The organism is Nostoc sp. (genome assembly GCF_036919595.1).
Classification (GTDB): Bacteria; Cyanobacteriota; Cyanobacteriia; order Cyanobacteriales; family Nostocaceae; genus Nostoc.
Map to the genome: position 1 here is coordinate 1 of NZ_JBALCO010000009.1, position 11,441 is coordinate 11,441.

An 11,441-nucleotide genomic window follows, 5' to 3' on the forward strand; every position below is an offset into this window, starting at 1 on the left:
TTTTTTGATCTTTTTCTTCTGGATTCATGCTTGAACACTACCATCTTTCTTCCCTCATGGGAATATTCCTGACATTCCTACCTGGGCAGTTACAGAAAACAACTTTACCCAGATTAAGGCTAAAGCTATAAGTTGTCTTGCTGAACTTTTTCGAGAACAGGGAGAATTTAATAGAGCAATTTTTAATCATTCAAAAGCAATAGAAATTATTGATAAAATCGGTGCTAAATCAGATTTAGCTGAGGCTTATTATCAGTTGGCATTGACTCATAAAAAAATGGGTGAAATTGAGCAGAGTAAAGAAAGTTTTGTGCAAGCGAGCACTCTTTTTCACGAAATGCAAGCACCCAGGCAAGTTAAGAAAGTTCAAACAGCAATGGAGTGTTTTGCAAAATAAGCAATAATATTTTATTTTACTGCTTATTCCTGTTTTTTCACGATACAGCAGAAGATAGGAAGTCTTTGGAGTGACAAGTTTGGCGATGACAGGGAAATTCATGGGGCGATCGCTCCTAGAGAGGTCTGTTGTCTCCATAATATAAATACAGGGCGTGTGATAATTAGAGGTTTTATGTCCCTAACGCTTGAAGACTTGGAAAAAATGCAGCAACAGCATCCTGACTATCGCATGGAACTAGTTAAGGGTAATATTATTGTCATGAGTCCATCAGGATACGAATCAGATGAAGTTGCCGCTGAAATGGTAGCCCAGTTACGTAACTGGGTAAGACCGCGTAAACTGGGACGAACAGCAGCTTCTAGCGCTGGTTTCAGATTGCCAAATTCAGATTTACGCGCACCGGACGCCTCGTTTGTTTTAGCCGAACGCTTGCGTCGTAGTCCGAAGTCTTTTGCTCAATTGGCTCCCGATTTGACTGTAGAGGTGAAGTCCCCTAGTGATAATTTAGAGGATCTGAGAGCCAAGATTCAAGAATTTCTGAGTTTGGGAACTAAAGTAGGAATTTTGCTCAATCCAGATGAGCGGATTGTTGAAGTTTACAACTTTGGACAAGAGCCAATAATACTTCGTGATGGCGATATTTTAATAGTTCCTGAACTGCTTCCAGGATGGGAAGTACCAATTGCAGATTTGTGGCCTCTAGAGTTTGACTAGAATAGTGTATTTATGTCGTTTACAATGTCTATAACGTAGAAATAAAGGCAGTTTTACGCTATTTACATTTTTTAAAACGTTTTTCACTCATCATACTCCTTTATCATCTTCTCAACTGCTTTTATGCCAGGTTCCATTTCTCCAATCTAGATTATTGCCAGGTTGATATAATGTTAGTGCCGGAAATCCAAAAACATCCTTATAAGTATCATTCAGAATTTCAAGAAAGCCGTATATCAAACCCAGTTCCCAGTTTTTACCTTTCAACTGAAATACCCAATCTAATAATTCATCACTATTGCAACATCTCTCCAAATCAACTTCATAGGAAACTAACTTAGTTCCTCTGAACTGGATAGTTAGATTACTTTTTTGAAAGAAAACCTTCAAGTTGTTAATAGTAAGTCAATTTTGAAGACGTTCTTTGTGATTGGCTTCTCCTGGGGTAAGGAAATCCCTAACAGATACAATTCCAAGCTTCTTTCTAATATCATCAACATCATTTTGTTCTGGCATATTATATCGGGGTCAGTGAATATAAGCAAAAGTGATGGGGCAATAAGATGATTATATTTTATTGCAAAGGACGGTTACTCAATACCCTATAGAGGGATGCTAAATTACGATATTTAGTAACAAATTTTACAATATAGCGATCGCTAATCCGAGAAATAACATAAAACTATCAAGATTTGACAACTACCATAGTGATTTAGTCTCTCATCAACTGAGGGACGGTAGAATATACCTAATTTTCGTAGCTTCAAAAGCCAAACTATGACGATGCATTCCACACTCCAACGTGCATTTAATAACCGCCGCGTTCTGAAAGTGATCAGCGGCTTAAATAACTTCGACGCCGCTAGCGTCGCTGCGACTGTCAAAGCTGCTGAATTTGGCGGTGCTACTTTTGTCGATATTGCCGCCGATCCAGCCTTAGTCCAATTAGCTAAAAGTTTGACAAAATTACCAATTTGTGTGTCAGCAGTAGAACCAGAGAAATTTGTGCAAGCTGTGGCAGCTGGTGCTGATTTAATTGAAATCGGGAATTTCGATTCCTTCTATGCTCAAGGACGCCGCTTTGAGGCTCCAGAAGTGCTAGCGCTGACTAAGCAAACCCGCGCTCTTTTCCCGGAAATCACCCTATCTGTCACCGTTCCTCACATTTTGGAACTAGATCAACAGGTGCAGTTAGCAGAAGAACTGGTAAAAGCTGGAGCGGACATTATCCAAACCGAAGGCGGTACTAGCAGTAACCCAGTTCACCCTGGAACTTTAGGATTAATTGAAAAAGCTGCTCCCACTTTAGCAGCAGCTTTTGAGATTTCCCGTGTGGTGTCAGTGCCAGTATTATGTGCTTCAGGCATTTCTAACGTTACCGCACCATTAGCGATCGCTGCTGGTGCTGCTGGTGTTGGTGTTGGTTCCGCCATTAATCAACTCAATAGCGAAGTAGCCATGATTGCCGCTGTGCGTGGCTTAGTGGAAGCCTTAGCGACTGCAAATGCAGTAATGAAATGAGTTAGGAGTGATGAGTTGAAGAAACTTATTCATTCAAAACTCCTCTACAGACGCGATTAATCGCGTCTCTACTCCTAACTCATAACTTCTTTCAACGCATAAATCACCTGATCTTGCTGCTGTTCTGTCAGTTCTGGGAACATAGGCAAGGATATGACTTCATGACAAGCTTGCTCTGCTATTGGTAAGTCGCCAATTTGATAGCCCAGACTTTGATAAACTGGCTGCAAATGTAAAGGGTGGGGGTAGTAAATCATTGAACTGACGCCCTGCTCTTGCAATTGACTACGCACCCAATCTCGATATTTGGCGCTAGAACCATTTCGTCCTTCACCTGATATGCGAATAGTGTATTGATTCCATACCCCAATACCCCCAGGTAATTCTTGAGGCGGGACGATCCCCGGAACTTGACTAAGGAAGTGATAGTAATAATTTGCGATATCTCGGCGGCGATCATTCCAAATATCTAAATAACGCAGCTTAATCTGCAATATAGCGGCTTGGAGAGCATCCAAGCGGCTATTTACACCTATTTTCTCGTGTAAATATCGAATTTTACTACCATGATCCCGTAGTATTCGCAGTTTAGTAGCGATCGCTGGATTATTAGTCGTTATTGCCCCGCCATCGCCGCAACCACCAAGATTTTTGGTAGGGTAGAAACTAAAGCAACCAATATGTCCAATGCTTCCTACTTTTTGATCAGCCCAAATCGCCCCTGTAGACTGAGCGCAATCTTCAATTATTGACAAATTGTGAGACTGAGCGATCGCCATCAATGATGTCATATCCACAGGTTGTCCAAATAGGTGAACCGGGATAATCGCTTTGGTTTTGGGTGTAATCGCCGCCGCCACTTGCTCTACATCCAAATTAAACGTAGTAGCGTCAATATCAACGAAAACAGGCTTTGCACCCACGGCGCTAATCACTTCAGATGTCGCAATAAAGGTGAAAGGCGTTGTAATCACCTCATCGCCTGCACCAATTTCCAAGACTCGTAATGCTAAGTAGAGCGCATCAGTACCAGAATTACAAGCCACACATTCAGTAACAGTATTATAAACAGCAAACTGTTGCTCAAAGCCTTCGACTAAGGGGCCGCCAATATAGCGGCCAGAAGCCAGAACCTCTAATACAGCTGCACTTACTTCTGCTTCGATGGTGGTGTATTGCTGCTTAATATCAAAGGCAGGGATGGGATTTACACTTTGGATCATGAGTTCTCATTTTATCGGGAGATACAAAGGATGCACTTCGACAGTCAATTTTTGCTGATTGAATTATTAATCAAAGAGGAGCTACTAAAAGACTATCGCCCAAGATACGCATCTATTAGGGTTTTTACTTAAACTGTGGGGCGGTAAACTACCGCACATTTAATTTACAGATAGTAGATATACTAGGTGTTTGCCATGTTTTGGTCGTATCATTTTGAATTTTGAATTGATGAAAGTGATATATATCAACCAAGATCCAACACATCGGATCAAAGTTCCAGGCGTGTGGGCTGCTTTGATAACAAAATACCAGGAGATAGAGAACCCATGCAAAATCTGATCAAGCTGGATTTCGTGGATTTAGCTATTGCTGTGGGATTGATGGCGATCGCCATTGGTTTATCTGCCTGGGAAAAATTAGGATTAGAGTTTAACTTAGCCCTTGCTACTGGGAGAACCATCTTACAACTACTTGTATTGGGATACATTTTAGATTTCATCTTGGCTTTAGACAATGCTTGGGCAGTTTTGGCGCTATTAGCAATAATGCTGACAATTACGGCGATTGTCGCACGAAATCGCATCAGCCAAAAAATTCCTTATGTGTTGCCTTTGGTGTGGGGTGCAATTTTAATTAGTACCGCCCTGACAGTGCTTTACACCAACTTCTTGATCATTCAACCAGAAAGATGGTATGAACCACAGTATATAATTCCCCTAGCAGGGATAGTCTTAGGTAATGCTACTAATGCAGCTGCCTTAGCAGGCGATCGTCTTGTCAGCACCATTAATTCCAGCCATCTCGAAATAGAAACCCATTTGAGCTTGGGCGCAACTCCAGAGCAAGCAGTTAGCCAGTACCGCAAAGACGCGATCAGAGCCGGATTGATTCCCACTCTCAATCAAATGATCCTCATAGGTATGGTCGCAATACCAGGAATTACCACCGGACAGTTATTAGCTGGTGTAAAACCTCTGGACGCAGTATCTTACGAAATTTTGATTATGTTCATGGTTGTTTTCGCTAACTTGTTGACAACAGTTTTAGTCACGAAGGGGTTGTGTCGTCAATTTTTCAATTCCGCCGCGCAGTTAATAAGGTGAGGGAATTAATCTACATCCAAGAGTATTTTATCATCTTGCCCTGGCAGATCAAGAGCAATCAATAGCGCTCGGTTCAGTTGAGCGATCGCTTCTTCAGAAAGCCTTCCCCACAAACGCAATAAGCGCGATTTTGAGAGGACTCGAATCTGATCTGTGATTGCGATCAGAAGATGAAATTTCGTATTTAAGCACAATTGAACAGACAAGCTAAAAGTGAAAATTTACAAGAATGGTTCAGGGTGCCGAAAAGTAATGGTGGTGAGGAGTGGGGCAGGAGCAAAGAAACTTTGCTAAGTTGAAAAACATTTAATTTGCATAACCGAATTAAATATAACTATTGTGGGGTGGGCAAAATGCCCACCCCAATTATGCTTTTTTAAATGTGGAATAGCTTAATATCCTTTTAAGAACTTCCAATTAAAAAACTTCTAACTTATAACTTTTCTACTTACCCTCCCAAAGTCCGCGTATAAATTACCTGACCTTGAGAATCATAGAGGAAAAGCGACAGGTTAGCATTGTCACCAATTACAGCTAGCGCTTCCCGTAAGATTTGCAAGTGATTGATAACATCAACAGCAGTATTAGAATTTTCAGAATAAGGATTAGCCAAATTATTTTGCCTTATTTGGTCATACTCAAGCGTTAACCGAACAATAATTCTTGTGTTGTCTATGCTAAATGTGCAAATCCGAATTCCATTAATACAGGTTTTATCCAAATCAGTGCGGGTTTGTTGCAAACTACTAACAACTTGTAGTTTTTCTTGTGCTTGTTTGAGGGCTGTTGAATAGGGTTCGATGAGAGACTGAGCCTGAGTGTAGTACAAGCTATCTTGGGAAACTTTTTTAGCAGTTTGCAAAGCCTGATCCCAGTATGTCGCCGCTGCTTGCCATTGGTTTTGTTGCTGATAAACTTTGGCTTGCTTGGCGGTGCTAACGGCTTGTTGGTAGGTTCTAGCAGCTAATTGTTCTTTAGCAGCGCGATCGCGTGCCGCAACTAATTTAGGTTTATAATCTACCAACAGCTTTTCGGCTTCTTGGTATCCAGGGCTAGTTAAGGGAATGCTATTCAAGGCATTAATGGCTACCAGCCAAGTAGACTGAATCTTTTGCCAGTCATTCAAAGATTTAGCAGTGGCTTCCCGATTCTTGGCTGCATTAGCTACAGCTTTTGCTGCTGTTATTTTTTTCAGCCATTTTTCCTCAGTAAATATCTGCTGATTTACAGCCTGCAAACGGAGACGATAATCAAATAATTTCCCTTGCGCTAGCCCATAGAGTTCATTATTGGAACTTATATCTTCTAGTGGCGCTATAACCTGTCGCCATAAATGTTGCCTACTTTGTAATTCCTTTAGGCTATTTGCAGGAGTTTGAACTTTTTGTGTCGCCAAAGATGCAGTCTGCAAAGCCTTGACCACCTGATTGATTTTTTCTGACCGTCCAGACAAACTTGCTTTTAGTTCTTTTGACACCTGGAAACGGGGCGACCAACTAGGAATTGCATTCAGGGCTGCACTGGCTGTTGTAAGCTGCTGTTGTACAGCTACTAATTCTTTTTCAGACTTAGCGCGGCGCATCAGTTGCGGAGATTTTGTTTTTAATTGCTCGGCGTTTTGTATTTCTTTACACTCAGACATTACACAAGGGCGAGTCAAAAAGTAAGTACCACCGCCTAAGACTACAATTCCTACTAAAGCTGCACCCACTAAGATAAGTTTGATTTGAGATGCTGGCTTTGAAATCGGCAAATTCGGCGCATCTGCAAACGGGTCAAATGGTTTCTCTTCCTCAATCTCATCGAGTGATGAAGAATAGGTCAGAGATGATGAAATGGCAGAAAAGTATTGCCCCCCTGCTTCCCCATCTCTCTCATCTTCCCATCCCCCCTTTTGCTTCAGGTGTAGAAAACATTTCGCATAAGGAAGTTGTTCACCAAAAACTCTGAGGAAACATTGCACTCGCTGCTCACTATTAGGTGCTATATACTGAAGTACTTTCTCAAGGACTGCAAAGATTATCTGAGCGTCAACAATTACATCTGATTCATGTTGCGTTAAAATCATTAACCCGTCTTTATTGACGGCACACTTAACCTCGAAGACTTCAGCCGTTGAGACATCTACAAGTAATTGTTCCTGCAAAGTTTTGGCTAAAAGCTGTAAATCTTCCTGCTGGACTGCTACTTTCATAGAGCTTTCCCGCTGAACTTCTATATTGTTTTGATTATCTTTAAGGAGATAAAATGAACTTTTTAGGTTTGTTGAATGCAAATGCACAGTTGAACCAACCACAGCCTGAAAATCTGAACGACCAACTTTCTAACACAAATTTTAACTTTTCACCAAAAATTCAAAGAGGAGTAATTCTTCGCATCACTACATTTTTACAGCACTAGATGCAAAATTAAATAATCTGTCTTCAGATATAAATTACAAATAAAAATGGGAATAATAGAGTTTTTGAGTATTTCCACCACATTATTTCGTGACAATTAAATTCACAGGAGCTACAACTGTGCAAAATTCTAGTTACACAGTTGTGACAAATTTATCCAAAGGTTAAAGAAACGATGTGATATCAGAGAGTTTTGACATAAATGGTAATTATCTTCTATGCTGGGAAACTTACTGAGGAGATTAATTTCGTGTTGTGGCTCTGGTACAAACAGATTGGCTATCAAAATTAATGTGCCTCATTTGCTGAATTCGATAAAATTGATCCGTGAAAAAGAAATTTTTATAGCTGCCAAAAGCTTAATTCTGCAATAAAGGTGCTGCAAAATATTAAGACAGCACTAACTAAAGGCTGGGAAAGTGTCAATACAAGGTGTATCAATGGATTTATTAGAGTATCAAGTTAAAGAATGGTTTGGGAAAATAGGCATTCCTGTATTGCCTTCGCAACGAATTGACCATCCTACAGATTTGAAACGTTTAAAAATTCGCTTTCCAATTGTACTGAAATCTCAAGTACATGGAGCGGAACGGGCAAAAGCAGGTGGAGTCAGGTTTGCCGAAACGACTATCGATGCGATAGCAGCTGCTCAAAATATCTTTAGTCTACCAATATGGGGCGAATTGCCAGAAGTTGTGCTGGCAGAATCCCAATACGACGCCAACCAGGAATTTTATCTAGCGGTAGTTTTAGATACTGCTGTTTGCCGACCGGTACTTTTAGGTTGCAAAGAAGCAAACATCGATTGGGAATCCGCTGGGGAAAGAATGCACTATGTTGTTGTGGAACAAGAATTCTCGCCATTTTATGCCCGACGATTGGCTTTGAAAATGGGTTTACAGGGGACGCTGATGCAGTCGGTAAGCAGCGTTGTAGAGAAAATGTACCAGTTATTTGTGCAAAAAGACCTGGATTTAGTCGAAATTAATCCCTTGGCAGTCAGTGCTACTAGTCAAGTTATGGCTCTTAATGGTAAAGTCAGGGTCAACGAACGAGCGATCAAGCGTCATCCCGATCTTGCCGAGATGGCGGCAAAAATTATCAGCCGTCATACCAGTACTGAAATAAATGGTATTTTGGGTGACTGGGATGGTGTGAAAATGCATGGTAAAATCGGTATTTTAGGTAATGGTACTGGTTCAGTGATGGCAACTTTGGATCTAGTCGCTAATGCTGGTGGTAATCCAGGTGTTTGTTTAAATCTACGTCATGCTTTCCTGACAGATACGACACCAACTACCTTCTGCGATCGCCTAGAGATAGGTCTGAAAATCCTAGAGGCTGACAAAAGCATTCAAGTAATACTAATTAACTTTCTGGGTAGCATTCCTCTAACTGAGGAAGTGGCTGAAGTTATAGCCAGAGTTGTGCAGCAAGACAACAGCGAACTTCAATCACAGGTTGTACATTCTAATGGTAGTAAAAGTCGGCGAGAGCGGAATTTTTCACCCTTAGTTGTTCGTCTTGCTGGTTCTGAATTCAATGCTGCTAGACAATATTTAGCAACACTAAAAACCCACAACGACGCGCTCCTTGTGGTAGAAAATTTAGATGAGGCAGTGGCGGCAGCAATTCGTCTTGCTAAACCAACGGCTCATAAGAAATAGTGAGTGTCATTTTGTGACAATTCAAAAATCAGAAATTATTAATTTTTACCGCTCCCTCCAAACCCACAAGGGGATTGGGTTTCTCGGAGAAAGATTATGAACCTAACGCCAGACAGCAAAGTGTTAATTCAAGGCTTTTGTGAATTTATATCAGGCACTCATGTTGCTCAAATGCAAGCTTATGGTACGAATTTAGTAGCCGGTGTCAATCCTGGATGTGGCGGACAGGAACTGCATGGATTGCCAGTATTTGATTTAGTAGAGGAGGTAATAGAACAATTTGGGGCAATTGACACGACAATTATCTGTGTAGATCCTTACGACGTGCTAGATGCGGCATTAGAGGCGATCGCATCTCATATTGGCCAGATCATTATTATTACCGCTGGCGTGCCGCCTTTGGATATGGTGCAATTACTCCGCAAAGCTGAGGCATGTGAAACTTTGGTAATCGGGCCCAACAGTCCTGGGATCATTGTGCCAGGAAAAATTCTTTTGGGTACTCAACCTAGCGAGTTTTATACTCCTGGCCCAGTGGGGATCGTTAGTCGTAGCAGCACCCTCACCTACGAAGTTGCTTACGAATTAACAAAAGCCGGTTTGGGGCAGTCGATTAGTGTCAGTATTGGTAGTGATGCGATCGTTGGTTCTTCCTTTCTCCAATGGCTGCAAATTCTCGATGAGGATGAAACCACACAGGCGATAGTTTTAGTCGGTCAACCTGGTGGTGGTAGTGAAGAAGCAGCAGCCCGGTACATTGCTGAGGCAATTGATAAACCAGTAATTGCCTACATTGCAGGTAGACAAGCGCCACCAGGAAAGAGTTGGCGTCAAACTGGGACTTTAGCAACGGTTATCGGACGCGATCCTAATTTTGGCACAGCCCAAAGTAAATTAGCTGCTTTAAAAGAAGCGCAAGTTCCAGTAGCTGAACGTCCTTCTAAGATTCCAGAATTATTGCGAAAGGAGATTAACTAATTACAAAAAGCGAAACAATAATCGAGCTTTGTCTGCCAGTTATAATCCATGAGTAATGGCGATCGCTCCACAAGTCTATCACCTGCTCGCCTCCATCTGTGGAAAATATCTCTTTTAATAGTGGGTGCTGCCAGAGGATAAGGGGGAAAGGTGAATTCAAACCGCAATCCCATTCCCTTTTTCCCCAAAACCTGAAAAGTATTGCCTATAAAAAATGTGAGCCGTCCCCCGATAAAAAGCGAAGGGTGTAGCTGTCATTTTGTGCATATTTCATTGCCAGTTCTTGAGCCAATTGAGAAGCAAAGGGATGGTTGCATTGGTAAATTTCATTCTCTACCCAAATTGAACGGGGAGTTCCAGCCTTGACTAGAGATGCAAACCCCAAAATTAAAATTAAGACAACTACAATTGCAGATATGCGTTTGAGCATGACAGTCTCTTAGGTGTAAAGAGATTGACTCTTGCTAATCATCCAACGAGAATTCTTTTACCACCTTGAGCTATAGCTTGAAAAGTGATTTAAAGCACAATGCAATAACTATTCATGGCAAAGAATTCAAAAAGGTAAAATTATAAAGAACTGTCAGAACGTAATCATGTCAGCTATCCAAACAACTGTGGTTCTTGCCATGACCGTCGATGGAAAGATTAGCGCCGTAGATCTTAAAGCACCCCGTGATTCCGACGCCGCTGATCAAGCACACGTAGAGTATCAAGTTTCCCTTGCTGATCTTATTCTGGTAGGAGCAGGGACGATTCGGGCTGAAGAAGAGGTAACTTTTACAATTCGCAATCCCAAATTGTTAACAGCACGTGAGGTTCGGGGTCAGTCTCCTCAACCCATTATCTGCGTTGTCTCAGGTTCCCTTGACCTATCGCTGGACTTCGCTTTTTTAAGCGAGGACATTGAGCGATGGATATTTACGACACGGGCTGGTTTGGAGCGCAGTTCTGATACAACGACCTTGCAAAAACTGGCTGAATTAATTGATTTGGGAGATACAGACCTAGATTGGGATCGAGCCTACAGCTTGATGGCAAAGCGGGGTATTCACAAGGTCGTTGCTTTGGGAGGCGGCTCTTTAACAGCTTCTCTAGTAAAGGCTGGGCGAATTGATGATTGGTGGTTGACAATTTGGCCCGTCATTTATGGAGGAAAGGACGCCCCTACCCCAGTAGAGGGAGAGGGTTTTCTTCCCCATGCTGCTCCTCATCTGCAACTTGTCGAAACTCGTCAAGTTGGAAGTGAGTTGTTTTTACACTACCGCACGCTCAACTAAGAATGTGCTGCCAGAATTAAGCACTATTATCGTTGATACTAAAAGCGCCCTCCCAATTCGGGAGAGCGCTTTTTGATTTAGCTAAACTTTACTATCTAACCATTGATAGCAGGAGCGGTTAGAGCTACAGGAGCAAAATCACCTGCTGCCAAATC

The 11,441-nt window shown here is 41.7% G+C and carries 11 protein-coding genes; 7 read left to right on the top strand and 4 right to left on the bottom strand.

Annotation, left to right across the window (positions count from 1 at the left end):
• Positions 1-127 precede the first annotated feature (127 nt).
• From V7K21_RS01150 to V7K21_RS01160, 3 genes are all read left to right on the top strand, one after another.
• Positions 128-397 (top strand): tetratricopeptide repeat protein, encoded by a 270-nt coding sequence (locus tag V7K21_RS01150; protein ID WP_335171013.1) that lies wholly within the window; start codon positions 128-130, stop codon positions 395-397.
• A gap of 174 nt (positions 398-571) precedes the next feature.
• Positions 572-1,114, top strand: coding sequence for a Uma2 family endonuclease (locus tag V7K21_RS01155; protein ID WP_335171002.1), 543 nt, complete (start codon positions 572-574; stop codon positions 1,112-1,114).
• Between the two features lie 777 nt (positions 1,115-1,891).
• Positions 1,892-2,635 carry a DUF561 domain-containing protein gene (locus V7K21_RS01160; RefSeq protein ID WP_335171003.1) on the top strand — a complete coding sequence of 248 codons (744 nt, stop codon included), beginning with the start codon at positions 1,892-1,894 and terminating at the stop codon, positions 2,633-2,635.
• A gap of 74 nt (positions 2,636-2,709) precedes the next feature.
• Here the strand turns inward: V7K21_RS01160 and V7K21_RS01165 are convergent, their stop codons facing one another.
• Positions 2,710-3,858, bottom strand: a complete 1,149-nt coding sequence (locus V7K21_RS01165; protein ID WP_335171004.1) for a DegT/DnrJ/EryC1/StrS family aminotransferase — start codon at positions 3,856-3,858, stop codon at positions 2,710-2,712.
• A gap of 327 nt (positions 3,859-4,185) precedes the next feature.
• On the opposite strand from V7K21_RS01165, the gene V7K21_RS01170 reads away from it, so the two are divergent.
• Positions 4,186-4,962: an ABC transporter permease gene (locus tag V7K21_RS01170; protein WP_335171005.1), complete on the top strand. Its 777-nt coding sequence runs from the start codon at positions 4,186-4,188 to the stop codon at positions 4,960-4,962.
• A gap of 5 nt (positions 4,963-4,967) precedes the next feature.
• On the opposite strand, the gene V7K21_RS01175 is transcribed toward V7K21_RS01170, so the two are convergent.
• Together V7K21_RS01175 and V7K21_RS01180 are read right to left on the bottom strand one after the other, a co-directional pair.
• Positions 4,968-5,168 carry a type II toxin-antitoxin system PemK/MazF family toxin gene (locus V7K21_RS01175; RefSeq protein WP_335171006.1) on the bottom strand — a complete coding sequence of 67 codons (201 nt, stop codon included), beginning with the start codon at positions 5,166-5,168 and terminating at the stop codon, positions 4,968-4,970.
• 242 nt (positions 5,169-5,410) lie between these two features.
• Positions 5,411-7,156 (bottom strand): hypothetical protein, encoded by a 1,746-nt coding sequence (locus V7K21_RS01180; RefSeq protein WP_335171007.1) that lies wholly within the window; start codon positions 7,154-7,156, stop codon positions 5,411-5,413.
• 645 nt (positions 7,157-7,801) lie between these two features.
• Between V7K21_RS01180 and V7K21_RS01185 the strand changes: the two genes are divergently transcribed.
• Together V7K21_RS01185 and V7K21_RS01190 are read left to right on the top strand one after the other, a co-directional pair.
• On the top strand, positions 7,802-9,028 hold the full coding sequence (locus V7K21_RS01185; protein WP_335171008.1) for a succinate--CoA ligase subunit beta: 1,227 nt from the start codon (positions 7,802-7,804) through the stop codon (positions 9,026-9,028).
• Positions 9,029-9,124: 96 nt separating this feature from the next.
• Complete coding sequence (locus V7K21_RS01190; RefSeq protein ID WP_335171009.1) at positions 9,125-10,006, top strand: succinate--CoA ligase subunit alpha; 882 nt, start codon at positions 9,125-9,127, stop codon at positions 10,004-10,006.
• A gap of 156 nt (positions 10,007-10,162) precedes the next feature.
• Here V7K21_RS01190 and V7K21_RS30535 read toward each other — a convergent pair whose 3' ends face one another.
• Positions 10,163-10,273, bottom strand: a complete 111-nt coding sequence (locus tag V7K21_RS30535; protein WP_442948839.1) for a DUF2252 family protein — start codon at positions 10,271-10,273, stop codon at positions 10,163-10,165.
• Positions 10,274-10,602: 329 nt separating this feature from the next.
• Between V7K21_RS30535 and V7K21_RS01200 the strand changes: the two genes are divergently transcribed.
• Complete coding sequence (locus tag V7K21_RS01200) at positions 10,603-11,286, top strand: RibD family protein (RefSeq protein ID WP_335171012.1); 684 nt, start codon at positions 10,603-10,605, stop codon at positions 11,284-11,286.
• The last annotated feature ends 155 nt before the right edge of the window (positions 11,287-11,441 follow it).